Raw genomic sequence first — 25,433 nt, 5'->3', positions numbered from 1 at the left:
CGAATACGGCGATCGTGTCGGGCTGCTGACACAGCGCGCGACGTTTCCGGCATTGCGGAGTTTCTTCGGCGATTCGATCAAGGGCACGGCCGAGTTCAGCTACATTTCGGTCGGTCTGGGAATGGCGCTGGGGTTTCTGGTCGGCGCGATCCAGATTCCACTGCCCGGTTTGGGCAAACTCGCGCCTGGCTTGTGCGGAGTTTTGATCGTGGCGCTGGTGCTCGGCAAGCTGCGCCGCACTGGCGGCGTCAACTGGACGATGCCGCTGCCCGCCAACCTCGTGTTGCGCAATTTGGGGCTGACGATATTTCTTGCTCAAGTGGGTATGGCATCGGGGCCGAAATTCGCCGCGACGATCTCACAGACCGGACTGCTGATGCTCGGCCTCGGCGCAATCGTGTTGCTCGCGTTGACCGTGCCGATACTGATTCTGGGTCTGCTGGTGTTCCGGCTGCCGTACGACGAAGTGGCGGGTATCGTTGCCGGCGCATGCGGTAATCCGGCGATTCTTGCCTTTGCCAACAAGCTCACGCCGACCGACAAGCCGGACATCGGTTACGCCATGATCTTTCCGGCTATGACGATCGTGAAGATATTGTTTGTGGATGTCATGCCGGGGTTGTGGTGAGCAGCGAGAGTACAGACGCAATCGGGAGCGCTAGCCTAAATTAGATCGACGGCGTCGCGGTGATGAGTTGGACGGTGGCGGTCTGCGTCAGGCGCGCACGCACGCGGGACATCCGTAAGTCATGATCGATTAGCGCTGGCCAGAACACGAAGCCGGACCGAACCGGAAATAGAAAAAGGCCTTATGGAAGTACATCCATAAGGCCTTGATTTCTTTGGTCGGGGCGAGAGGATTTGAACCTCCGACCACACGCCCCCCAGGCGTGTGCGCTACCAGGCTGCGCTACGCCCCGAACAGCAAATAATTATAACAGACACTTCAAGCGATTAGAACCGCCCCGCGCTAACAATGCAAACTAGTGGCCCAACATGTCGATCACATGCAGCAATTCCTTGCGCAACTGGTCGACGTCCACCGCAGGCGTCGCTGCTGCCCGCGCCGCTGTGTCCTCGCCTTCCTCGACCAGATCTGCCGGTGCGCCATGCGCGCCACCGCCATGTGAATCAAGCCGATTGCGCGCACCGTTGATCGTGAAACCCTGCTCATACAGCAACTCACGAATCCGCCGGATCAACAGCACCTCGTGATGCTGGTAGTACCGGCGATTGCCGCGCCGCTTGACCGGCCTCAACTGCGTGAATTCCTGTTCCCAATAGCGCAGCACATGCGGTTTCACACCGCATAGTTCGCTGACCTCACCAATCGTGAAGTAGCGCTTCGCCGGAATCGGAGGCAAGACGACTTTTTCGATCGTCGCTGTCATCGTCAGTTAGCCGTCGTGGTGGGTTGCGCAGGAACGCGCCAATCGATCAGCGCGCGAAGCTCGCTTCAGCGCCGTTTTCGACCAGCGCTTTCAGCTTTTGACTTGCATGGAACGTCACAACGCGGCGCGCGGCGATTGGAATCGCCTCGCCGGTCTTCGGGTTTCTGCCGGGACGCTGGGGCTTGTCGCGCAACTGAAAGTTGCCGAACCCCGACAGCTTCACGCTGTCGCCACTCTCCAGCGCATCGCGGATCACCTCGAAGAACGCTTCGACCATGTCTTTCGCTTCCCGCTTGTTGAGCCCGACATTGTCGAACAGCAACTCGGCAAGTTCAGCCTTGGTAAGCGTCGGCGTTTCGGGGGAAACGGCCGCGGGTGATGTCGGAATATCGCGAATCATGGCGCTGCGTTGCGCCGTAAGAAGGGCTTCGAAATCACTCGAGTTCATTTCATTCATATCTATCAAATGGCGCGCCAAGCAAAAACGGGGGTTGCGAAAAAATGCCGTGCAAATGTTAAATGCGGGTTATCCACGCAACCGTGCGCCATATACTCGAGCCAGACGTTCCACCAGAGTTTGAATGGCCAGATCGACCGTTTCATCCTGAAGGGTCCCGCCAGTATCTTGCAAGGTCACACGGAACGCAAGGCTTTTCTCGTGAGCAGCCAGACCACCGGAAGTGTTTGATTTTGGACGGAATTCGTCGAAAAGCACAACCTTCTGGACAGTCCTGCAGGCCTCTTCGGACTGAGCCTTCTGGAGCTCGTCCAGCAGCGCCTGCACCTCGATTTTCTGATCGACGACCACCGCAATATCGCGACGCACCGGCGGGAATTTAGACACCTCCGCCGGAGTCGGCAATACGCGCTGCATTAATGCTTCTGCTTCGATTTCAAACAGAATCGGCGCATGCGGCAAATCATATTTCTGCATCCAGCGCGGATGCAATTCGCCAATCCAGCCCACTGCGCGGCCATTCAGTTCAATACGCGCGCTGCGGCCCGGATGCAATGCCGGATGCTCCGTTTTCACAAAACGCGCCACAGCCGGCGCGAGCACGGCTTCCAGATCGCCCTTCACGTCGAAATAGTCGACCGCGCGAGTTTGCGCGCCCCACTGCTCTTCGAGCGCAGGACCGTAGGCAAGGCCGCCGATCATCTTCGGCTGCGCGAAACCTTCCACCGTCAGCTCGCCTGCCTTGATCGACGGATCGTGCAGGAAAACGCAGCCGGCTTCGAACACGCGCACGCGATCGGCCGCGCGACGGTTCAGATTCGTGCGCAGCACGTTGATCAGGCTGCCGAACAGCGTGGTGCGCATCACCGACAACTGGCTCGCAATCGGATTCAACAGACGTACCGGCTTGTCATTGCCGGCGAAGTCCGACTCCCACTCGGCGTCCACGAAACTGAAATTGACCGTTTCCGCGTAGTCGCGCGCGGCGAGCGCGTGACGGATCACGTGAATCGAGCGCTGCGTTTCGTTGGTCGGCAGCATTTCGCTGGTCGCGACCGGCGGACGTGCCGGGATTTTTTCGAAGCCGTAGATACGCGCGACTTCTTCGATCAGGTCTTCTTCGATTTCGATATCGAAGCGGTACGACGGCGGCATCACCGAGAACGTATCGCCCTCGCGTTCGAAGGTGAGGCCGAGGCGCGTGAAAATCTGCGCGATTTCGTCCGCATCGATCTTGATGCCGATAATGCGATTCGCACGCGAGACCCGCATCTTCACCGGCTCATGCTTCGGCACGTTGACGGTTTGATCGTCGACCGGGCCGGCTTCGCCGCCGCAGATATCGAGGATCAGTTGCGTGATGCGTTCGATATGGTCGACGGTCGTCGCGTAATCGACGCCGCGCTCGAAACGATGGCCTGCATCGGTCGAGAAGTTGTACTTGCGCGAGCGGCCCCGAATGCTATCGGGCCACCAGAACGCGGCTTCGAGATAGATGTTGGTGGTGTCGAGCGTGACGGCCGTACTGTCGCCGCCCATGATGCCGGCGAGACTTTCGATGTGCTGTTCGTCGGCAATCACGCCGACGGTTTCATCGAGTTCGACGGTGTTGCCGTTCAGCAGCTTGAGCGTTTCGCCCTTGCGGCCCCAGCGCACGTCCATGCCGCCGTGGATCTTGTCCAGATCGAACACGTGCGAGGGACGGCCAAGCTCGAGCATCACATAGTTCGAGATGTCGACGAGCGCGGAAATGCTGCGCTGACCCGAACGCTCCAGACGCTGCACCATCCATTGCGGCGACTTCGCGCGCGCATTCACGCCGCGAATCACGCGGCCGGAAAAACGGCCGCACAAATCGGGCGCCGAGATTTTGACGGGCAACGTTTCGTTCAGCTTCACTTCGACCGGCTTGATCTCGAGCGGGCGCAGCGGCGCGCCGGTGATGGCCGAGGTCTCACGCGCCACGCCGAACACCGACAGGCAGTCCGCCTTGTTCGGCGTCAGCTTGATTTCGAAAACGGTGTCGTCGAGATTGAGCGTTTCGCGGATGTCCTGGCCGATCGGCGTATCTTCCGGCAGGATCATCAGGCCGCTATGATCTTCCGAGAGCTTCAGTTCGCGTGCCGAGCACAGCATGCCCTGGCTTTCCACGCCGCGCAGCTTCGAGAGCTTGATCGCGAACGGCGTGCCGCCCTCTTCGGCCGGCGGCAGTTGCGCGCCAACCAGTGCAACCGGCACCTTGATGCCCGGCGCGACATTCGGCGCACCGCACACGATGTTCAGCGTGGCGCCCGTGCCGGCGTCGACCTGACACACGTTGAGCTTGTCTGCGTCCGGGTGCTTGACGACTTCCAGCACCTGGCCGACGACGATCTTCGAGGTCGGCGGCGCGGCCGGCCGCAGGTCTTCGACTTCGAGACCCGCCATCGTCAACGCGTGCGACAGCTCATCGGTCGTCAGTTGCGGGTCGACAAAGGTTCTCAGCCAGGATTCCGGGAATTGCATGGTTCTGTGTACGTTCTGATCAGGTTAGGTCCACGTCCGGCAGGAGGCTCATTGGATTCACTGGGCACTGCACTGCCGGGGACGCTGCTGGCGGCACGCACTGCGTGCAGTGCCGCGCTCTATGCTTGTCGCGTTCGTACGCGCCAGTTCACGCGAATTGACGCAGGAAACGCAGGTCGTTTTCAAAGAACAGACGCAGGTCTTGCACGCCATAACGCAACATCGTGAGTCGCTCAAGGCCGCTGCCGAAAGCAAAACCGATGTAACGCTCGGGGTCGAGGCCCATGTTACGGATCACCGTGGGGTGAACCTGGCCGGAGCCCGAAATTTCGAGCCACTTGCCGGCGTTCTTGCCCGTTTCGAACAGCATGTCGATTTCAGCCGACGGTTCGGTGAACGGAAAATACGACGGACGAAAGCGCACGAGAATGTCGTCGCGCTCGAAGAATTTCTTGAGGAAGTCGGTATAGACGCCCTTCAGGTCCGCGAAGCTGATGTTCTCGTCGATCCACAGGCCTTCGACCTGATTGAACATTGGCGAATGCGTTGCGTCGCTGTCCACACGATACGTGCGGCCCGGCACGATCACCTTGATCGGCGGCGTGTTGGTACGGGCGTAGCGCACCTGCATCGGGCTGGTGTGCGTGCGCAGCAGCAGTTGACGGCCGTCGGCATCTTTGCCGTCGACGTAGAAGGTATCCTGCATTGAACGCGCCGGATGGTTTTCCGGGCTGTTCAGCGAGGTGAAGTTGTACCAGTCGGTTTCGATTTCGGGGCCGTCGGCCACGTCGAATCCGATCGACCGGAAAATCTGTTCGACGCGCTCCCACGTGCGCATCACCGGATGCAGGCTGCCTGCACCAGTGCCGCGGCCGGGCAGCGTGACGTCGATGGCTTCAGCGGCGAGGCGCTGGTTCAGCAACGCGTCGGCCAGCGCCTGACGGCGGGCCGTCAACGCGGCTTCCACTTGTTGCTTGACGAGGTTGATCCGTGCGCCTTCGGTCTTGCGCGTTTCGGGATCGAGCTTGCCAAGGCCCTTCAATAGCTCGGTCAGCGCACCCGATTTGCCGAGAAAGCGCGCTTTCTCGTTCTCGAGGGTGGTGACGTCAGAGGCTTCTGCGAAGGCTTTTTGCGCGTCGGCGACAATCTGGTCCAGATCCATTGATCCCATCATTTCAACGTCAGTGTTCTATCGAAGCAAAACTGGCTCTACCAACAAAAACGGGGCTCGGTGAGGAGCCCCGTTTTTGCCGCAGCGTCACCGAGACTACCGGATGTTCGCTGCAACGAACCACGCAGTTTAATTGCCCAAAGCGCAATCAGGCTGCAACGGCGGCTTTCACCTGCTGAACGATCGCAGCAAAAGCAGCCTTGTCGAACACAGCCATGTCGGCCAGCACCTTGCGGTCGAGTTCGATCGAAGCCTTCTTCAGGCCGTTGATGAACACGCTGTACGTCATGTCGTGCTGACGCACCGCCGCGTTGATACGCGTGATCCACAATGCACGGAACACACGCTTCTTGTTGCGGCGATCGCGGTAGGCGTATTGGCCTGCGCGCATGACCGCCTGCTTGGCGATGCGATAGACGTTATTGCGACGGCCGCGGTAACCCTTGGCCAGCTTGATGATCTTCTTGTGACGGGCCCGTGCGGTAACCCCACGTTTTACTCGAGGCATATTTCGCTCCTATGAGTTTCGGTTAAGGGTTAAGCGAACGGCAGCATTGCGCGCACGGAGTTCATATCTGCTTCATGAACTGACGTCGAACCGCGCAAATGGCGTTTGTTCTTGGTGGTCTTCTTGGTAAGAATGTGGCGCTTGAAGGCTTGACCGCGCTTGACGGTACCGCCCGGACGCACCACGAAGCGCTTTGCAGCACTCTTCTTGGTCTTCATCTTCGGCATGACAACTCCATTATTAGATGGATATGGGTGTGCGGTCGGCCAGATGGCCATTACCCGCCCTTCGAAACCCATTCCACTTGGTATGCAGACCGCCGCTACTGCCGGCAGCCGCTTTTCAGGAAACGGCACCCATTTGCATAGGCACCGATCCGAAACCTGCCGATACCGCGCCGGACATCCGGTACAGCATCGTTTCAATCTTTAACAACCGGAGCGCGCACCATACGGCGCGCCGCAGCTCCAGCCGCTTACTTCTTTTTCTTCGGAGCGATCACCATGATCATCTGGCGACCTTCCATTTTCGGCATCTGCTCGACCTGACCGACTTCGTCAAGGTCCGTGCGCAGGCGCTCAAGCACGCGCATACCGATTTCCTGGTGAGCCATTTCGCGGCCACGGAAACGCAACGTGATTTTCGTCTTGTCGCCGTCGTCGAGGAAGCGGATGAGGTTGCGCAGCTTGACGTTGTAATCGCCGTCATCGGTACCCGGGCGGAATTTAACTTCCTTGACCTGGACGACCTTCTGCTTCAGCTTGGCCTCGTGCTGCTTTTTCGCTTCCGAGTACTTGAACTTGCCGTAGTCCATCAAACGGCAGACCGGAGGGACCGCTTGCGGAGCGATTTCGACCAGATCCACGTCTTGCTGTTCCGACATCCGGAACGCATCAGCGAGTTTCACGATGCCGAGCGGTTCGTTCTCGACTCCGACCAGACGCACCTCGGGTGCTGTAATCTCACCGTTGATGCGGTGCGCAGACTTATCAGTAGCGATGTTACGTTTCCTCTAAAAATTAAAAAAACGAGCCGGGCTGCCAAGTGGCTCAGTTGAACGACTGCACGTCCTGGCGCAGACGCTCAATGAAGGTATCGAGAGGCATTACGCCCAGATCGACACCACCACGGGCACGCACGGCTACCGTTTGGGCTTCACGCTCTTTGTCGCCGACCACGAGCAGGTACGGCACCTTTTCTAGCGTGTGCTCCCGTATTTTATAGCTAATCTTCTCGTTGCGCAAATCGGCCTCTACTCTAACCCCTTGTTTTTGCAACGATTGGGCTAGCGACTGTGCATATTCGGTCTGATTTTCCGCGATATTCATCACCACAACCTGCATGGGCGCGAGCCACGACGGCATTGCACCAGCATGGTGCTCGATCAGAATACCAAGAAAGCGCTCCATTGATCCGACAATTGCCCGGTGCAGCATGATCGGGCGGCGACGGCCATTGTCTTCGGCGACGTATTCAGCGCCCAGGCGCTCCGGCAGCACCATATCGAGCTGCAAGGTGCCGCACTGCCACGAGCGGCCGAGGGCGTCCTTGATGTGGTATTCGACCTTCGGGCCATAGAACGCACCCTCACCCTGCAGCTCTTCCCACGTCACGCCGCAAGCCGTCAGTGCGTCGCGCAGACCCTGCTCCGCACGATCCCACGTCTCATCGGTGCCGGCACGTGAATCCGGGCGCAGCGACAGCTTGATCTCGACGTTGTCGAAGCCGAAATCCTTATAGACGCTCATCGCCAGCGTGTTGAACGCAATCGATTCGCTGATGAACTGGTCTTCGGTACAGAATATGTGCGCATCGTCCTGCACGAAGCCACGCACACGCATCAGGCCATGCAGCGAGCCCGACGATTCATTGCGGTGGCACGAACCGAACTCCGCGTAACGCAGCGGCAGATCGCGATACGAGCGCAGACCGTGGTTGAACACCTGTACGTGACCCGGGCAGTTCATCGGCTTGATCGCGTAATCGCGCTTTTCCGATTCGGTCGTGAACATGTTTTCACGATAGTTCTGCCAGTGCCCCGACGCCTCCCAGAGCGAGCGGTCCATGATCATCGGCGTCTTGATCTCGAGGTAGCCGGCGTCGTTCACGCGGCGGCGCATGTACTGCTCGACCTGCTGCCATAGCGTCCAGCCACGCGGATGCCAGAACACCATGCCCGGCGACTCGTCTTGCATGTGGAAAAGATCGAGTTGCTTGCCGAGCTTGCGGTGGTCGCGCTTTTCCGCCTCTTCGAGCATGTGCAGATACGCGTCCTGGTCTTCCTTCTTGGTCCAGGCCGTACCGTAGATGCGCTGCAACTGCTCGTTCTTCGAATCGCCGCGCCAATAGGCGCCTGCAAGCTTCATCAGCTTGAAGACCTTCAGCTTACCGGTAGACGGCACGTGCGGGCCGCGGCACAGATCGGTGAAGCTACCGTGCGAGTACAGCCTGATTTCGTCGCTGGCAGGAATCGATTCGATGATCTCGGCCTTGTACTTTTCGCCGATGCTCTTGAAGTAATCCACGGCTTCGTCGCGCGACACCACGCGGCGCGAAACCGGCTCGTCTTTCTTCGCGAGTTCCTGCATGCGCTTCTCGATCTTCTCGAGATCTTCGGGCGTGAAGGGACGGCTGTATGCGAAGTCGTAGTAGAAGCCATTGTCGATCACCGGACCGATCGTGACTTGCGCTTCCGGGAACAGATCCTTCACCGCGTACGCGAGCAAGTGCGCCGTGGAATGACGAATGATGTCGAGACCGTCGGCGTCTTTCTCGGTGACGATGGCAAGCGCCACGTCGTGATCGATCAGCGTGGACGTGTCGACCAGTTCACCGTCGATCTTGCCGCCGAGCGCGGCCTTCGCGAGGCCGGGGCCGATCGAGGCGGCCACTTCGGCGACGGTCACCGGATGCTCGTACTGTCGAACAGAACCGTCAGGCAGACGTATCGAAACCATTGCGTTCTCCGTGGTGCCGACCGGCGGCGGCACATACAACCATCAAATAAGCCAAAAAAAATGCGGCCCCGCTTTCGAGGGGCCGCATTCACATTTCCTGCAAACTACATTGGCGAAAGTGGTCCTCGACTAGCGTCGCTCCGAAGTAGTTTCGGTCAACGTTCGCGGTGTCATACCCTACTCGCCTTTTTGCGCCGAGGCGCTTACTGCAGTTTGCGAAACCCCGGCAAAACCGGAATTTCTCTTTCGTTGGTAGGCTCGATTGGACTCGAACCAACGACCCCCACCATGTCAAGGTGGTGCTCTAACCAGCTGAGCTACGAGCCTGAAGAAACGAGATTATATGGAGCGCCATACCGCTTGGCAAGTACTTTTATGCACAGACTTTAAATTTCTACTCACACGCTCGAGCATGTCTAACCGATATCTGCTGGCGCCCCGCCCTCTCGCCCGAGCTTCAATTCTTGCGTGAAGCGCGCACCACGCCCGTTACTTCACCAAGCAACGTACACGCGCGCTGAATTTGCGCGGCGCTCGATACCTCGACAGTGAATTGCATGAATGCGGCGTTACGACGCGACTGCGTCTTCACGCCGATCACATTCACTTTCTCGCGCGCGAAAACTTCGGAGATATCCCGCAGCAGCCCTTGCCGATCCGTTGCCTCAATGCTGAGGTCGACGGGATAGACCGATTGCCCGCGGCCGCTCATGACATCTGCCGACCATGCGGTTTGCAACACACGCTCCGGCGCGCGATCGGCCATGCGCAGGAAGGTCGGGCAATCGCTGCGGTGAATCGACATGCCCTTGCCGCGCGTGACAAACCCGCTGATGTCGTCAGGTGGTGCGGGCCGGCAGCAGCGCGCGAGCTGCGTGAGCAAGGCGTCGACGCCAACCACCAGCACACCCGTGGAAGCCCCGCGTGCGACGCTCGCGCCGCTACTGCGCTTCTCGAACTGTTCCGGCGCTTCGACTACAGGCTCGGGCGGCGGTGCATCGTGCAGCGCCTGCTCGACGAGCCGCAGACTGAACTCTTCCTTGCCGACTACCGAGAACAGGTCGTCGGTGGCCTTGAAGCCAAGCTTGGTAGCGAGCTGATCGAGATTGACCGACGTCTTGCCCTCGCGCTGCAGGGTCTTTTCGACCATCGCACGGCCGCTCGCGATGTGCTCCTGCACTTCGACCGCGTTGAACCACGCGCGCACTTTCTGTCGCGCCCGATGGCTCTGCAGATACCCGAGTTGCGGGTTGAGCCAGTCACGCGACGGACCGCCCTCTTTCACCGCGACGATCTCGACCGTCTGACCGTTCTGCAACTGCGTGTTGAGTGGCACCATCGCGCCGTCGACACGCGCGCCGCGGCAGCGGTGCCCCAGTTCGCTATGCAGGTGATACGCAAAGTCCACCGGGGTCGCGCCGTGCGGTAGCGGAATCACGCGCGCTTGCGGCGTGAGCACGTAGATGTGGTCGTCGTCGAGCGTAGCCTGCCGCAGTTGCTCCCATGGCTGCGCCGCGCGCTTCTCGCCGTGCTCGCCTTCCGAGACTTCGTCTTTCCACGCGAGCAGTTGACGCAACCACGCGATCTTCTCGTCATACTTCTCATTAGCGCTGAACTGGCCGCCGTAACCACGCGTGCCCGCTTCCTTATAACGCCAGTGCGCCGCCACGCCGTATTCGGCGAACTGATGCATTTCCTGCGTACGGATTTGCACTTCGAACGCGCGCCCGTCGTCGCCGATCACGACCGTGTGCAGCGATTTATAGCCGTTCGGCTTCGGCCGCGAGATGTAGTCGTCGAACTCTTTCGGCACCGGCTGCCACAGGTTGTGCACGATACCGAGCACGGTGTAGCAATCCTTGATGTCCGGCACGATTACGCGAAACGCGCGCACGTCATACAGTTCGGCGAAATCCAGATCCTTGCCGCGCATCTTGCGCCAGATGCTGTAGATATGCTTGGGCCGGCCGCTGACTTCGGCCTCTACATTCGCCGCAGCCAACTCCTGCTGCAACCGCTCGATCGCCTGCGCAACATAACTCTCGCGCTCCACGCGCTTCTCGTCGAGCAGCTTGGCGATGCGTTTATAAGTGACCGGCTCTTCGAAGCGGAGCGCGAGATCCTCGAGCTCCCATTTCAGTTGCCAGATGCCCAGACGGTTGGCGAGTGGCGCGTAAATATCGAGCGTCTCGCGCGCGACATCAGGCGACGGCGTGACTTTCGCCGCCGCGTAATAACGCAGCGATTGCAAGCGCGACGCGAGCCGTATCAGCACGACGCGAATATCTTGCGCGAATGCGAGCAGCATCTTGCGCAGCGCCTCGACCTGCGCGCGGCGTGCGGCCTGCGCATCGCGCCCCGCTTCAGGCATGGCATTCTGCGCGGCGCGCAAGCTCACCGTACCCAGGCGCAGCAACTTGCGCACGTCGCCGACCAGTTGCGCGACTTCTTCACCGAAGTTATCGGCGATCACGCGCTCCGGGTCTTGCAGATGCGGCGTCAGTGCAAACAAGGCCGCCGCCAGCACAGCCGGCGGATCGACGTTCAGCGTGCGCATGATCGACGCCGTACCCGCCGCATGATCCGCCAGCAACTCACCCGATGAGAGCCGCACGTCGCCCGCATGTTCGCGCACGAACGCCATCGCTTCGTCGAAAGAAGGGATGGGTGTCGGGGTGCTCGTAACGATTTCGGTAGTCATGGTGCGGTGGCCCACCGGGCCATACGGATCAACGGAATTTCAACAACAACTGCGAGGCCAGGCTTAAGCGCGCTGCGCCGCGACCACGACGACTTCGACGAGGCACTTCGGATTTGCGAGCTTCGCTTCCACGGTGGCGCGCGGCGGCGTGTCGCCTTGTGCGACCCACTCGTCCCACACCGCGTTCATGCCGGCGAAGTGCACCATGTCCGAGATGTAGATCTGCACGGACAGCAACTGCGACTTGTCGCTATTCACTTCGCCCAGCAGACGGTCGATATGGCCCAGCACTTCGCGCGTCTGGCCCGTGATGTCCTGATCATCGTCTTCGGCAATCTGGCCCGCGAGGTACACGGTGCCGTTGTGCACGGCGATTTCCGAGAGGCGCTTGCCGACGTGATGACGAATGACTGCCATGAAGAATCCTGAGGTTGGTTAAAAATTGATCGAAGATGCGTTTCGCATTGCGCCCGCTCGCTCAAGGCTTACGGACGCCGCGCGGAACTATATATTATGACGCGTTGGCGGCTGGACCGATAAAGAACTGCATCGCGAGGTCGATCTGATCGGCCGACAGAAACGTCGGCGCATGTCCTACGCCCGCGATCTCCGCGCTCGATACAGCACGCCCGGTCTCGACCATCTTCGCGACGGTCTCACGCGAGAGCAGATCGGATTGCTCGCCGCGCACCACCAGCACAGGCCCCTGAAACGCAGCCAGCGAATGCCACAGCGCGGCCTCGCCAAGTTTGACCGCCTCTTCGGTCGTCGCGGCAAACGGCTGTGCAATCCGGGGGTCGTACCGGAGCAACCATGCGCCATCCTGCTCGTGCAAAAGCGGCGTATTGATCTCGCGCCACTCCTCTGGCGTGAGCGGACCGAAGGTTTGTGCAAGCAGCGCGGCGTAATCGATGCCCTGCTGCAGCGTTTCGAAACGCACGGGCTTGCCGAGGTAATCACCGATGCGCTGCACGGCCGCGGGCTCCAGATAGGGACCGACGTCGTTCAACAACATTTTGCGGATCGGCGTTTCGGGCAGGCCGGCAAGTGCCAGCCCGATCAGACCGCCCATTGAGGTGCCGAACCAGTCGACCGTTTCGACGTTCAGGCGCGCGATCAGCGTGACCATGTCGGCGACGTACTGCGGCACGCTATAAAAGTTGGGGTTCGCGAGCCAGGATGACAAGCCCCGCCCCGCCACATCCGGACACACGACGCGATAAGTGCCGGCGAATTCCGCCGCGAGGCGGTCGAAATCGCGCCCCGAGCGCGTCAAGCCGTGCACGCACAGCAGCACCCGCGGGTTCGCCGGGTCGCCCCACTCGGTGTAGGCGATCCGATGCAAGCCACCGGCGCTCGCGCACTGCACATAACGTTGGCGCGGCACGGGCCGCACGGCGGTGGAAGCGGACGTTTCGGTCATCTGGGTTCCTTGCAAAAACGCTGCGAATTCGGCCCGGGTACTGCAGGGATCAATAAGCGTTCAATCTTCGAAAGATTGTAAACCGCTTTGCCGCGCGGCAAGGATCGGCCAAACGGCCTAGGACAGACTGGGACTGCGCAAAACGAACACCCGGCGCACCAAAACAAAGCGGGCGAGACTCACGCCTCGCCCGCTCCAGATGCTGCCTCGCCGCCGCCTGCCGGTCATACAGACCAAAGCCGCAGCCGGCTCACAAAGCCCTTCAGCTCACCGCGCTCACATCGAGCGGCGCGCCCGTCTTCGCCTTGATTTCCTCGACGCTGACGCCAGGCGCCAGTTCGGTCACCTTCAGACCGTCTTCCGTGACTTCGATCACGCCGAGGTCGGTGATGATCTGATCGACCACGCCCACGCCTGTCAGCGGCAACGTGCATTCTTCGAGGATCTTGTGCTGGTCGCCCTTCGCGACGTGCTCCATCAGCACGACCACGCGCTTGACGCCCGCAACCAGATCCATCGCGCCGCCCATTCCCTTGATCATCTTGCCCGGGATCATCCAGTTGGCCAGATCGCCCTTCTTGCTGATCTGCATTGCGCCCAGGATCGCCAGGTTGATGTGGCCGCCGCGAATCATCGCGAACGAATCCGCCGACGAGAAAATCGACGAACCCGGCAGCGTGGTCACCGTTTGCTTGCCGGCGTTGATCAGATCGGCATCCACTTCTTCTTCGGTCGGCGACGGGCCGATGCCGAGCAGGCCGTTCTCCGACTGCAGCCACACCTCGACGCCCGCCGGCACGTGGTTCGCCACCAGCGTCGGCAAGCCGATGCCGAGGTTCACGTAGAAACCGTCCTGCAATTCCTTCGCCGCGCGTGCGGCCATTTCGTCACGAGTCCATGCCATGATCAGTCTCCTTTCGCGCGGACGACGCGTTGTTCAATACGTTTTTCCGGATTCGCATTGAGCACAATGCGCTGCACGAAAATGCCCGGCGTATGGATCGCATCCGGATCGAGTTCGCCCACTTCAACGATTTCCTCGACTTCCACGACGGTAATCTTGCCGGCCATCGCGCACATCGGGTTGAAGTTGCGCGCGGTGCGGCGATAGATGAGGTTGCCCGATTTGTCGGCCTTCCATGCCTTGACCAACGCGACGTCGGCCGTCAGCGAATGTTCGAGCACGTAGTGGTTTTCGCCGAACCGGCGGGTTTCTTTGCCCTCGGCGATCAGTGTGCCGTAGCCGGTGTTCGTGAAGAACGCCGGAATGCCCGAGCCGCCGGCGCGTAGCTTCTCGGCGAGCGTGCCTTGCGGCGTGAATTCCAGTTCGAGTTCGCCGGCCAGATACTGGCGTTCGAACTCCTTGTTCTCGCCCACGTACGACGAAATCATCTTCTTGACCTGGCGCGTTTCGAGCAACAGACCGAGGCCGAAACCGTCGACGCCCGCGTTGTTGCTGATACAGGTGATGCCCTGCACCTTCGAATCGCGCAGCGCCGCGATCAGCGCCTCGGGAATGCCGCACAGCCCGAAGCCGCCGACGGCAAACGTCTGCCCGTCCTTGACGATGTCTTTCAGCGCCTCGGCGGCGCCTGGATAGACCTTGTTCATCAGTATGTCCCTTCCTTTATGGAAATCCGAAACTGGTACGCCGGATCGTTGCGACGTCGATATGACGCTCAGCGGGCAAACGCCCGACACATCATTCTAGTCATCCGCGGCAGGCCATGCGCTCAGGTTGCCCTGTGTGGCGCCTACGCCTGCTGCGGACGCTTCGCCGCGTTGTGATATGCCCGAAAGAGTACGCTGGGCGCGCCATGCGGCACAATACGCAAAAATACATAAGTACTTGCCACCAACCCATGCCCGCACTGGATTACCAAACTGCGTTTCACCTTGCCCCGATCGGACTCGTGCTGTCGCGCGAACGGATCATCGACGACTGCAACGACGAGCTGGCGTCGATATTCGGCTGCACGCGCGAGGCGCTGCTCGGCCAGTCGTTCCAGATACTTTATCCGTCGACGGATGAATTCGAGCGGATCGGCGCGCGAATTCCGCCGATCATGACCGCGCAAGGCAGCTACGCCGACGACCGGATCATGAAGCGTGCTAACGGAGAATTGTTCTGGTGCCACGTCACAGGCCGCGCGCAGCAACGCACCGACCCGCATGCAGCCGGTGTGTGGACGTTCGAGGATTTGAGCGCGACGCGGCGCGTAGCGGTCGAATTGACGCCGCGCGAGCGCGAAATCGCCGCGCAACTGGTGACGGGCAAAACCAGCAAGCAGATCGGGCGGGTGCTGGATATCAGCCCGCGCACGGTCGATGTCTACCGCGCGCGGCTGATGCGCAAATACGATACAGGGAACGCGACCGAGCTCTTGCAGCGTTTGCTCGGGCACTGAGGGCTCGGACTTTGGCTCCTCGGCTTTGACGGCTCGGCTTTGACGGCTCGGGCATGAAGCCCGGCGCTGAAAAACCGGCGCTGAGGCCACCCGTAACGCGCACGACGCTAACTCACGCTGCGGATTTGACGCAAAGTTGCTGCTACGCCGCCTTGACCAGCGCCGCGCGCTCGATGGTCGCGCGCAACATATCCGGAACCGGTACCGACTTGCCAGCGGCGTAGTCGATCCACACACAACGCGCAGCGCCACGGGCATAGACGGTGTCCGGCTCGTCGGCGCGCACGAGCTCGAATCCGGTATCAAAGCTGCTGCGGCCGGGCGTAGCTACGGACATCCGGCCGATTACATCGCCGGGATAGTGCAACTGCTTGAGAAACTCCATCGACGCATTGACGATCACCGGCCCCTGCCCGTCGGCGTTGCTGCCGGCCAGTCCCAGTTGTTCGAACCAGGAAATCCGTACCTGCTCCATGTAACGGAAATAGACTGTGTTGTTCACATGGCCGAATGCGTCCATGTCGCCCCAGCGGATCGGCATCGACATCTCAAAAACTGCGTGAAAATCGTTCATCGTACGTCTTTAAGGGGTTGAAACAAGGGTGAAACCGGCGAGTAGGCCGGCGTAGGAATGGCAAACAAGATAACGCGGGCATTCTTTCGGCAGAAGATCCGCGCCCGTAAAACAGTTTCTTCGACAGCGGGCTAATCCGATGCGGCGGTAGTCCGAGGCGGCACCGGTATGAAGCGCGGCAAAGCCTCGCGACAGCGGCGCAAGCGTTGCATAGAGCGCCCCAACGGCGCCCCCAAGGCCGCGTTCAGGCGAGCCCGAACCCATCGTCGGCGGCAATCACTGAGCCATTGATGAACTGCGATTCGTCGGCCGCCAGCAACAGCAACAGCCCGTCCAGATCCTCCGGCTTGCCGACGCGATGGCGCGGCAGCAACGACACCAGCTTCTGCCCCTGCTCGGTCGACCAGTGATGATGATTGATCTCTGTATCGATATAGCCCGGGCAGATGGCATTCACGTTGATGCCGTGCCTACCCCACTCCAGCGCCATGGCTTTCGTCATATGGACGACGGCAGCCTTGCTCATCGAGTACAGACCGATCTGCGGCAACACCCGCAAGCCCGCCATCGACGCGATATTGATGATCCGGTATGACGGTTTCTGCGCGCTATTGCCGCGCATGATCATGCGCTTGGCGACTTCCTGGGCAACGAAGAAAGCGCCGCGCGTGTTAGTGTCGAACACGTATTCGAAGTCGGCCGGCGTGACTTCTGAGAGCTTCTGCGTGGTCGACACGCCTGAATTGTTCACCAGAATGTCGATCGTGCCCGCCTCGGTTTCCGCGTGAGCAACGGCCGACTTGATGCTCTGGTAATCCGTGACATCGAGCGAGACAACGTGGGCCGCGCCGCCGGAGGCTTCGATCTCGGCGCGCAATTCCTTCAGGCGCTCGGTGCGGCGGCTTGCCAGGACGACCTTGGCGCCAGCCTGCGACAATACCTGAGCAAAGCGCTTTCCCAACCCGCTTGAGGCGCCGGTGATCAGCGCGACCTTGCCTTCCAGATTGATCGAACGGCCCATTGTCGTTCCCTTGTTCGGTTGTTGTTACAGACGCGGTTGACAGGTGCGGTAGGACCGTTACTGCGGGTCATACCGTATCATAGAAATAGAACGATCGTGCTAATCTCTGCTCATCGGGTTGCAGTGGCGGAGACCATCGCCCACAATACGATCCCGAAAAAAGCATTCTAACGGTAAGAGGAGCATCAATGACCCCCGCAAGTCTCATTGAGCAGTACGGTCCGCGCGAGTCGATGGAATACGACGTCGTGATTGTCGGCGGCGGCCCGGCTGGCCTGTCCGCGGCGATCCGTCTGAAGCAGCTGGCGGCTGAAAAAGGCGTCGAGATTGGCGTGTGCGTACTCGAAAAAGGCTCGGAGATCGGGGCTCATATCCTGTCGGGCGCGGTCATGGATCCGCGCGCCATCACCGAACTGATTCCGGACTGGAAGGAAAAAGGTGCGCCGCTGACGGTGGACGTGACCGAAGACAAATTCCTGTTCCTCACGGAAACCGGTTCGAAGAGCGTGCCGACCTGGGCGCTGCCGGAGAACTTCAAGAACCACGGCAACTACGTGATCAGCCTCGCGAACGTCACGCGCTGGCTGGGTCAGCAGGCCGAAGCGGCGGGCGTCGAGATTTTCCCGGGCTTTCCGGCTGCCGAGATTCTGTATAACGACGACGGCTCGGTCAAAGGTGTCGCCACCGGCAATCTGGGCATCGGCAAGGACGGCGAGCCGACCGAGAACTTCCAGCTCGGCATGGAGCTGCACGCGAAGTACACGCTGTTCTGCGAAGGCGCGCGCGGGCATCTGGGCCGCCAGTTGAACGACAAATTCAGGCTGCGCGAAGGCGTCGATCCGCAGGTCTACGGTATCGGCATCAAGGAACTGTGGGAAATCGATCCGGCGAAGCACAAGCCGGGTCTGGTGATGCACACGGCCGGCTGGCCGCTGGAGAACGACACGTACGGCGGCTCGTTCCTCTATCACATGGACAACAACCAGGTGGTGGTGGGCTTCGTGGTCGGCCTCGGTTATACGAACCCGTATCTGTCACCGTTCGAGGAATTCCAGCGCTACAAGACGCATCCGGCGATCCGCGCGGTGCTCGAAGGCGGCAAGCGGGTGTCGTACGGCGCACGGGCGATCACCGCGGGCGGCCTGCTGTCGCTGCCGAAGCTGGTGTTTCCGGGCGGTGCGCTGGTGGGTGACGATGCCGGCTTCCTGAACGCGTCGCGGATCAAGGGTTCGCATGCGGCAATCAAGACTGGCATGCTGGCAGCTGAGGCTGCTTTTGAAGCCGTGCAGGCAGGACGCACCAGCGATGAACTGACGGCCTATCCGGAGTCGTTCAAGACCTCGTGGCTGCATACGGAACTGCACCGTGCGCGCAACTTCAAGCAGTGGATGAGCAAGGGCCTGTACCTCGGTACCTTGATGGTCGGCGTCGAGCAGAAACTGCTGGGCGGCAACGTGCCCTGGACGCTGCATCACCAGCACTCGGACCACGAGATGCTGAAACCGGCATCGCAATGCAAGCAGATCGTGTATCCGAAGCCGGACGGCAAGCTGACGTTCGACCGGCTCTCTTCGGTGTTCATTTCGAACACTAACCATGAAGAGAACCAGCCGGCTCACCTGACGCTGAAAGATCCTTCAGTGCCGGTGAATGTGAACTGGCAGACCTATGCCGGTCCGGAATCGCGTTATTGCCCGGCCGCGGTGTATGAGTTCGTGAAGAACGACGACGGCAGCGAGCGTCTGGTGATCAATGCGCAGAACTGCGTGCACTGCAAAACCTGCGACATCAAGGACCCGACGCAGAACATCGTCTGGGTGACGCCTGAGGGCGGCGGTGGGCCTAACTATCCGAATATGTGAACTTTGAATTGCGATGCGGACTCGCTGCAAGGCAGTTCGGTCGCGCGATTCAACTCGAGGAGATTGAGATGCGGAGAGACGTCGTCGTAGTGAGCGGAGTGCGCACTGCCATTGGCAAGTTCGGTGGAAGCCTGAAAGACGTGCCGCCGACCGAACTCGGCTCGCTCGTGGTGCGGGACGTGCTGGCGCGTGCCGGTGTCGAAGGAGATCAGGTTGGTCATGTCGTGTTCGGCAATGTCATTGCAACGGAGCCGAAGGACTTGTATCTGGCGCGCGTCGCTGCGCTCAACGGCGGTGTCCCGGAGGCAACACCGGCCTTCACCGTGAACCGTCTGTGCGGTTCGGGCTTGCAGGCGATCATCTCCGCCGCGCAAACCATCTTGCTCGGCGATGCGGACATCGCCATTGGCGGCGGCGCGGAAAACATGAGCCGCGCGCCGTACATCACGCCCGATGCGCGCTTCGGTGCGAGGATGGGCGATACGCGCCTGATCGACATGATGCTCGGCGCTTTGAACGATCCGTTCTACGCGATGCACATGGGCATCACTGCCGAGAACGTCGCGGTGAGATACGGCATCGCCCGCGAGCAACAGGACGCGCTGGCGGTGGAATCCCATCGCCGGGCTGCTCAGGCGATCACGGAAGGGCGCTTCAAGGCGCAGATCCTCCCGATAGCGCGCAAGGTTAAAGGCACGGAGATCGTGTTCGATACCGACGAGAACGTGCGTCATCAACTCGATCCGAACGAACTTGCACAGCTTCGTCCCGCGTTCCAGAAGAGCGCTGGCACCGTCACAGCCGGAAACGCTTCGAGCATCAACGATGCCGCTGCTGCCGTCCTGCTGATGACGAGCGAAACCGCGCAGCAACGTGGACTGAAGCCGCTGGCGCGTCTGGTGTCATATGCGCATGCCGGTGTGGATCCCCGCTACATGGGGATCGGTCCGGTTCCGGCGACGCGCATCGCGCTGCAACGCGCCGGTCTGCGTATTGGCGATCTCGACGTGATCGAAGCGAACGAAGCTTTCGCTGCGCAAGCTTGTGCAGTCAGCCAGGAATTGCAGTTCGACCCGGCCAAGGTCAATCCGAACGGATCGGGGATTTCTCTCGGGCATCCGATCGGCGCTACAGGTGCATTGATTACTGTGAAAGCGCTCTACGAACTGCAGCGCGTCAACGGCCGCTACGCGTTGGTGACGATGTGTATTGGTGGCGGACAGGGCATTGCCGCAGTGTTCGAGAATCTTCAGTAAACGCGGTGCATTGCACCGGGGAGTAAGAAAATGGTGATGAAAATCGAAACGGTAGGGATCGTCGGTGCGGGCACGATGGGCAACGGGATCGCCCAGACGATTGCTATGGCCGGACTTAAGACGATCATGATCGATCTTCACGAGAAAGCGCTGGGCGCCGGCATGGCGACCTTGACGGGCAGTCTCGAACGTCTCGTATCCAAAGGAAAAATCGACGTAACCGCCCGTGACAAGGCGCTCGCCCGCATCGAAACATCGACCGACTATCAGCGTTTCGCCGACGTCGATATCGTGATCGAAGCGGCCACGGAAAATGGCGAACTGAAAACCCGTATCCTGCGGCAGATCGAAGCCGTGGTGCGGCCCGATGCGATCATTGCGTCGAACACGTCGTCGATTTCGATCACCACGCTCGGTGCGACGCTGGCCGACCCGTCGCGCTTCATCGGCATGCATTTCTTCAATCCGGTGCCGCTCCTCGCGCTGGTGGAAATCATTCGGGGTTTGCAGACTAGCGCCGATACCGCGGAAGCGGTTCGTGAGCTGAGCGTGCGGCTCGACAAGTCGCCCATCGGTGTGAAGAACTCGCCGGGCTTCGTGGTCAACCGGATTCTCGTGCCGATGATCAACGAGGCCTTCTTCGTACTCGCCGAGGGCGTTGCCACGGCGGAGGAAATCGATACCGGCATGCGTCTCGGTGCGAATCATCCGATTGGTCCGTTGGCCCTTGCGGATCTGATCGGTCTGGACGTGTGCCTGTCGGTGCTCGACGTACTCTTCAACGACTTCCGCGACTCGAAATATCGCGCTTCGCCGTTGCTGCGGGAATACGTGGCCGCGGGGCAACTCGGACGGAAAACGCGGCGAGGCGTCTACCAGTATGGTTAGATCAGGCCTTGATCGCGCCGGCATGCCCGGGCGCTTCGGCATGACTGGTTGAAACCGTCGTTCGGTAAGCGTTCGGCGTGCTGCCGGTCCAGTGCCGGAACGCGCGATGAAACGCGGAGGCACTATCGAAGCCCACATCGAAGGCGATCGACGCAATGGCATCCTGAGAGCGCGTGAGTTTCTGAATCGCGATGTCGCGGCGCACCTCGTCCTTGATCGACTGAAAATTGGTGCCCTCCGCAACGAGCCGACGGCACAGCGTGCGCACGGAATGGTGCAGTTCGAGCGCGACATCCTCGATGGTTGGGATCTCTGGCAGGGAATCGGCAACATGCTGGCGGACGCGGTGGCACATCATCTGCGCGCCAAAGGAGACGAAGATCCAGTCTTCAGGCGCCCGCGCAAGGAAGGTGTTCAGGTCGGACTTGCGTTGCCGGATGGGCAGATCCAGCAGGGCGGCGTCGAAGGCGATACCGGTTCCGGCTGCGCCGAAGCGGATCGGCCCGGGAAACAGATAGAGATGGTCCCCAGCCTGGGCCGGGCGTGGGAAATCGAACGACACTTCGGCAAGGGGAATTTTTTGCCAGATCAGCCAGGATGCCACGCCGTGCACGAGCTTCAGCATCAATTCCCGACCCAGCGGACTCACGGGCGGGCCGTTCGGATCGACCCCCATCTCCACATAGCCGAATTGAGCATCGCGCCGGATCTGCAGCCGAAAATCGTCGAGGATCAGGTGGAAAAACTGGCCGAAGCGGTTGAGTGCGACTTCGAGCTTGCCGGCGTCGAGCAGGCTCAGGCACAGATACTTCAGCAAGCCGTTGCGTAGCGGACGGCTGAAGATGCCGGGCATCTCGTCATCGAGTTCCATCGCGAGCAAACGGTACAGCGTCGAAAACTGCTCCTGCGTGACACGGGCGCCGGGTTGCGACAGCAACTCGGGCGCGATGCCCGAGCGTTCGGCGAACTGCGTCATCGTCGCTCGATCAACACCGGAGAGAAATCCATGGACAACGGACATGGAGACGGTGGCTTCCAGTGGTTCCTGCATGATGGAGATAGGGTTTGTTTCATAGAAGATGGCGGTGCCGTGGATTGCGATGATACGCTCTGTACGTTCAGAGAGCGTCGGTGAAATGGCAACTGAGAAAGCCCGCAGCTAAGAGAGAGGAGAAAGATCGTGCACCAGGTTGACCGTATGTTTGGTGTGCGCGATCGTATTCGGTAACGGCGGCGGTCTGGTTAGGGGAGCTCGAATTGGCGCGTGTCAGGCTAGTTGCCGCGCTATTCGTGCAGCCAATGGCTGTTTTTGCGCGGCGTGCGAGCTCATCGGAGCGACCGGGTCCCGCCGGGCGTCGCTATAAGTGTCTCATCAGCAACCAGCCGGTGGCGATCAGAACGTGTGACGCAGACCAAGCGTCGCAGCCGTCGTATTCCGTCCGGGAGCCACCGGCGCTCCGTATTGAAGTTCCTGGTTCATGGCGCCACGATTGGAAACGTAGCCGATATCGGCGTAGGTCAGCGTGGCCTTCGACAGACTGTAGTTGAGGCCGATCACGTAGAGGGTCGACTGGTTCTGATTGTGTTTTTGGTCCTTCAGGTAGTAGACACCTGACGTGACGTCGAACGCAGGAGTGAAGCGGTAGCCGAGGCCACCGGTCCACATATTTATATCGCCCGATGCACCACCCGGCGCCCCAGTGTTCTCGTTCGCCGGGTTGCGTCCGTTGCTGAACGAACCGGACACCGAGACGCCGTGCCATGTGTACTTCGCACCGAAATAAACGAAGCGGTTGTTATTCTGGCCGGTAGCCGGAACCGCCGTCGCCACGTTCGGATATTGGTACGGATTCGTGTCATGCGCGCTGTAGTAGACAGCGGCGGCATTCAGGCCGTAGTTCGAGTACTTGAGAACGGCCGACTCGCGTGTGCCGCCCTGGAGCCGTCCGGCCACGCCGCCGGGCGCATACTCTAGCGCGACCGACAGGCCATGGAACGACGGCGAATTGTAGACAATCGCATTATCGTCGTACAGCGCGCCGACCGCGAGGTTGGTGCTGTTGCCCGGCCATCCCGCCACCGTGTTCATGGTCGTCCACGCGGTCATCACACTGCCGAAGTACTGCGCAGAGCGCACGTCTGTGTCGCGCAGCGCGTACGCCATCGGCGCATACTGACGACCGAAGTCGATCTTGCCGAATGGGCCCTGCAGGCCGACCGTCGTGACCTGGGTGAACATCGAGGATGCGCCGGGCGTATCAGCCAGCCCCGACCTGCCGTTGGTGAGGGAGAATGACGCCTGAAGCTTGAAGTTGGCCTTGTATCCGTCACCAAGGTCCTCGGTTCCCTGCAGGCCGAACATACTGCCACCTTCGTTAAGGGACACACGGGAACCCCGGTTCCGGTTTAGCGCGGCGTTCGGCACGAAGGTCGCCGCATTGGTCGTCTGCCAGAGAATGCCAGTGTCAAGCACTCCGTAAAGCGTGACCGACGATTGCGCGTGTGCGGATACTGCCGCGAATGCGAGAAGTGCAGCCGCACCCGTAATTTTCAACTTCATGTTGTCTCCTACATAAGTTTTATAGTTTCTTAGGCCACTCAAGACGCGTGTGACCTACGCCGGAAGCTCGAGCAGTTTTTTATCGCGAGGGCAAACAACTGACCGGGATCGCGCGCTACCGGTGCCGCGCGGCGCTTGTCCCTCGGAGTCAGATTGCCTACGCCAGCCTGGTGTGGATTCGTCTCGCTGAGATCAGCGGACAGATCTGCCGGACCCTCTATCCGGTCAAACACCAAGTGCCGACGAATTTCCTCGTCAGCAACCCGATAATCCGGGGGCGGATTAAATTCGCTCAAGTCCTGGTCGTGACTGACGCTTCGCTGGAACGCTCCATCGGGTCGCGTGGATCGTCACGACAAGTCAAGTTCGTGCTGGACGGCGTCGGAGTGAATGTAAGACAGGTCGCTGCGCCTGACACATGGAAATTTAATGCCAGCCATGCCCGGATTGCATGAGGCAACTGCAGGCTCGCGCCACTGCAACACGTCGTCAGTCGAGTGAGGTAGGGTGAAGAAAGTGGAGATCAATGTTTCGTAGAATGAGCGAAACGGAGATCAGATGAATCGAGTACCGAAGGGCAGCTACACGAAGGAGTTTCGCGAGCAGGCGGTGAAGCTGGTTCTTGTCGATGGGCGATCGCAGCGGGAAGCTGGGGGCCGATTATCTTTGTCGGTTAAAACGCTGGGTGCCCGGGTTGTTGCTGAGCGCAAAGGGACTCTGGCGAAAGTAGGCGAGACGCAAAAGCCGCAGAGCGAGCTGGAAGCGGAATTGGCGCGGGTCAAGCGAGAGCTGGCGACGGTCACGATGGAACGCGACATTTTTAAAAAGCGACGGTCTATTTCGCGAAGGAGTTCAGGCTTCTGTTCGCCTTGAAAAGTACGCATTGAAGCTGGCCACTGCGTTTCGCTCACGGCGGTTGCAGCATGTGTTGCATGTTTTTGGCCGAAGGCGTGGGCGGAGTGAAGATCACGGCTTCTGCAAGCTCTGCCAGGATTTCGTTGGAAAGTGCCTGACAGTATCGATTACGGCATCCCCGCAGAAATTGTCCTCAAATTCTCAGTGTTTGTGATCGGTCAACGAAAACGTAGGTTGATTCTTCGATGCAGTCTGTCAGTGGAACGCAAGGGATCTGTAGAGAACAAAAAACCCCGTAAGATTTTGATCTTACGGGGTTTCTCGGACTTCTTCGGCTTACACCGGAACAACTGTTGGTGCCCAGGAGAGGCTCCGAAGTAACTATATAACTATCTGTTTTTATTGAAATTAAAAGACGTGTAAAAACCGAATGTACCGTTTTATGTACCACTTTGAAGAGAGTAAAAGACCATGGCGCACCATGGATCTCGATGGAACTGGATAATGCGATGAGATGTGGCTCAACTACAACAACAGGACTCTCTGAGGTTTGGGTCCTCTTGCGGCACCAACAAGCTTACTAATCTTGGGCTGCCCGTGGATCAGAAAAAGTCTGTGGTGAGATTATCCGTGGCAGGCGATGAAATCCAGAGGCACCGCGCAGAAGGAACTCAAGACAATGTGCGTCCATGACTGACTGGCCGGATCTGTCGGCGTTTGACACCGGTAGAGCGGGTGTTCCCTTGATTTTGCCGTGGCCGATGCCCGGCTATCCTGGCGCCATGCCGACGTTCGACGACTTCGCTGCGTGGCGCGAATTCATCCTTGCGCGGTCATTGGATCCGGCGGTGCCGGAGATCGTCGCTGCCAAGTACAGACGCGCACAACGACTCTAT

The 25,433-nt window shown here is 60.0% G+C and carries 23 protein-coding genes, 2 tRNA genes and 1 pseudogene; 7 read left to right on the top strand and 19 right to left on the bottom strand.

Annotated features, from left to right (window positions below; genetic code table 11):
* A pseudogene (locus tag VFE81_RS08920) lies at nt 1-628 on the top strand (YidE/YbjL duplication); the annotation flags it as partial.
* 215 nt (nt 629-843) lie between these two features.
* On the opposite strand, the gene VFE81_RS08915 reads toward VFE81_RS08920, so the two are convergent.
* The 15 genes from VFE81_RS08915 to VFE81_RS08845 form a co-directional block, all read right to left on the bottom strand.
* Nucleotides 844-920: transfer RNA gene (locus VFE81_RS08915), tRNA-Pro, on the bottom strand.
* 63 nt (nt 921-983) lie between these two features.
* On the bottom strand, nt 984-1,391 hold the full coding sequence (locus tag VFE81_RS08910) for a MerR family transcriptional regulator (protein ID WP_325044245.1): 408 nt from the start codon (nt 1,389-1,391) through the stop codon (nt 984-986).
* A gap of 46 nt (nt 1,392-1,437) precedes the next feature.
* On the bottom strand, nt 1,438-1,848 hold the full coding sequence (locus VFE81_RS08905; protein ID WP_325044244.1) for an integration host factor subunit alpha: 411 nt from the start codon (nt 1,846-1,848) through the stop codon (nt 1,438-1,440).
* A gap of 69 nt (nt 1,849-1,917) precedes the next feature.
* Nucleotides 1,918-4,353: a phenylalanine--tRNA ligase subunit beta gene (pheT, locus tag VFE81_RS08900; RefSeq protein ID WP_325044243.1), complete on the bottom strand. Its 2,436-nt coding sequence runs from the start codon at nt 4,351-4,353 to the stop codon at nt 1,918-1,920.
* 148 nt (nt 4,354-4,501) lie between these two features.
* Complete coding sequence (pheS, locus tag VFE81_RS08895) at nt 4,502-5,515, bottom strand: phenylalanine--tRNA ligase subunit alpha (protein WP_035546916.1); 1,014 nt, start codon at nt 5,513-5,515, stop codon at nt 4,502-4,504.
* 157 nt (nt 5,516-5,672) lie between these two features.
* Nucleotides 5,673-6,032, bottom strand: coding sequence for a 50S ribosomal protein L20 (rplT, locus tag VFE81_RS08890; RefSeq protein WP_006052502.1), 360 nt, complete (start codon nt 6,030-6,032; stop codon nt 5,673-5,675).
* Between the two features lie 29 nt (nt 6,033-6,061).
* A complete protein-coding gene (rpmI, locus tag VFE81_RS08885; protein WP_097389908.1) occupies nt 6,062-6,259 on the bottom strand; it encodes a 50S ribosomal protein L35 in 198 nt (65 codons plus the stop codon).
* A 248-nt stretch (nt 6,260-6,507) separates the two neighbouring features.
* Entirely contained in the window at nt 6,508-7,032 is a 525-nt protein-coding gene (gene infC, locus VFE81_RS08880; protein WP_325044246.1) for a translation initiation factor IF-3, read from the bottom strand.
* 49 nt (nt 7,033-7,081) lie between these two features.
* Nucleotides 7,082-8,989, bottom strand: a complete 1,908-nt coding sequence (thrS, locus tag VFE81_RS08875; RefSeq protein WP_325044242.1) for a threonine--tRNA ligase — start codon at nt 8,987-8,989, stop codon at nt 7,082-7,084.
* Nucleotides 8,990-9,239: 250 nt separating this feature from the next.
* Nucleotides 9,240-9,316 (bottom strand) — tRNA-Val (locus VFE81_RS08870).
* Nucleotides 9,317-9,446: 130 nt separating this feature from the next.
* A complete protein-coding gene (locus VFE81_RS08865; protein WP_325044241.1) occupies nt 9,447-11,690 on the bottom strand; it encodes a bifunctional (p)ppGpp synthetase/guanosine-3',5'-bis(diphosphate) 3'-pyrophosphohydrolase in 2,244 nt (747 codons plus the stop codon).
* 63 nt (nt 11,691-11,753) lie between these two features.
* Nucleotides 11,754-12,107 carry a RidA family protein gene (locus VFE81_RS08860; RefSeq protein ID WP_325044240.1) on the bottom strand — a complete coding sequence of 118 codons (354 nt, stop codon included), beginning with the start codon at nt 12,105-12,107 and terminating at the stop codon, nt 11,754-11,756.
* Between the two features lie 94 nt (nt 12,108-12,201).
* Entirely contained in the window at nt 12,202-13,113 is a 912-nt protein-coding gene (locus VFE81_RS08855) for an alpha/beta hydrolase (RefSeq protein WP_325044239.1), read from the bottom strand.
* Between the two features lie 262 nt (nt 13,114-13,375).
* The gene (locus VFE81_RS08850; protein ID WP_325044238.1) at nt 13,376-14,017 is read right to left on the bottom strand and encodes a CoA transferase subunit B; all 642 of its coding nucleotides are present in this window, start codon (nt 14,015-14,017) and stop codon (nt 13,376-13,378) included.
* A gap of 2 nt (nt 14,018-14,019) precedes the next feature.
* Nucleotides 14,020-14,724 (bottom strand): CoA transferase subunit A, encoded by a 705-nt coding sequence (locus VFE81_RS08845; protein ID WP_325044237.1) that lies wholly within the window; start codon nt 14,722-14,724, stop codon nt 14,020-14,022.
* A gap of 251 nt (nt 14,725-14,975) precedes the next feature.
* Here VFE81_RS08845 and VFE81_RS08840 point away from each other — a divergent pair, with 251 nt between their 5' ends.
* Nucleotides 14,976-15,521: a LuxR C-terminal-related transcriptional regulator gene (locus VFE81_RS08840; protein WP_325044236.1), complete on the top strand. Its 546-nt coding sequence runs from the start codon at nt 14,976-14,978 to the stop codon at nt 15,519-15,521.
* A 142-nt stretch (nt 15,522-15,663) separates the two neighbouring features.
* Here VFE81_RS08840 and VFE81_RS08835 read toward each other — a convergent pair whose 3' ends face one another.
* Nucleotides 15,664-16,095, bottom strand: coding sequence for a thioesterase family protein (locus VFE81_RS08835; RefSeq protein WP_325044235.1), 432 nt, complete (start codon nt 16,093-16,095; stop codon nt 15,664-15,666).
* A 244-nt stretch (nt 16,096-16,339) separates the two neighbouring features.
* On the bottom strand, nt 16,340-17,116 hold the full coding sequence (locus VFE81_RS08830; protein WP_325044234.1) for an SDR family oxidoreductase: 777 nt from the start codon (nt 17,114-17,116) through the stop codon (nt 16,340-16,342).
* A gap of 188 nt (nt 17,117-17,304) precedes the next feature.
* Between VFE81_RS08830 and VFE81_RS08825 the strand changes: the two genes are divergently transcribed.
* The 3 genes from VFE81_RS08825 (at nt 17,305) to VFE81_RS08815 (ending at nt 21,122) form a co-directional block, all read left to right on the top strand.
* The gene (locus VFE81_RS08825; RefSeq protein ID WP_325044233.1) at nt 17,305-18,978 is read left to right on the top strand and encodes an electron transfer flavoprotein-ubiquinone oxidoreductase; all 1,674 of its coding nucleotides are present in this window, start codon (nt 17,305-17,307) and stop codon (nt 18,976-18,978) included.
* 68 nt (nt 18,979-19,046) lie between these two features.
* Nucleotides 19,047-20,234, top strand: a complete 1,188-nt coding sequence (bktB, locus tag VFE81_RS08820; protein WP_325044232.1) for a beta-ketothiolase BktB — start codon at nt 19,047-19,049, stop codon at nt 20,232-20,234.
* Between the two features lie 36 nt (nt 20,235-20,270).
* A complete protein-coding gene (locus tag VFE81_RS08815; RefSeq protein WP_325044231.1) occupies nt 20,271-21,122 on the top strand; it encodes a 3-hydroxybutyryl-CoA dehydrogenase in 852 nt (283 codons plus the stop codon).
* Between the two features lies 1 nt (nt 21,123).
* On the opposite strand, the gene VFE81_RS08810 is transcribed toward VFE81_RS08815, so the two are convergent.
* Entirely contained in the window at nt 21,124-22,143 is a 1,020-nt protein-coding gene (locus VFE81_RS08810; protein WP_325044230.1) for an AraC family transcriptional regulator, read from the bottom strand.
* Nucleotides 22,144-22,515: 372 nt separating this feature from the next.
* A complete protein-coding gene (locus tag VFE81_RS08805) occupies nt 22,516-23,682 on the bottom strand; it encodes a porin (RefSeq protein ID WP_325044229.1) in 1,167 nt (388 codons plus the stop codon).
* Between the two features lie 558 nt (nt 23,683-24,240).
* Between VFE81_RS08805 and VFE81_RS08800 the strand changes: the two genes are divergently transcribed.
* Both VFE81_RS08800 and VFE81_RS08795 read left to right on the top strand, forming a co-directional pair.
* Nucleotides 24,241-24,555, top strand: a complete 315-nt coding sequence (locus VFE81_RS08800) for a transposase (RefSeq protein ID WP_325044228.1) — start codon at nt 24,241-24,243, stop codon at nt 24,553-24,555.
* A gap of 671 nt (nt 24,556-25,226) precedes the next feature.
* Nucleotides 25,227-25,433, top strand: a 207-nt coding sequence (locus tag VFE81_RS08795) for a hypothetical protein (protein WP_325044227.1), incomplete at its 3' end; no start/stop codon positions are given.

This window comes from Paraburkholderia sp. (assembly GCF_035656215.1).
Lineage (GTDB): Bacteria > Pseudomonadota > Gammaproteobacteria > Burkholderiales > Burkholderiaceae > Paraburkholderia.
This window is presented reverse-complemented; position numbering and strand designations above follow the sequence as displayed.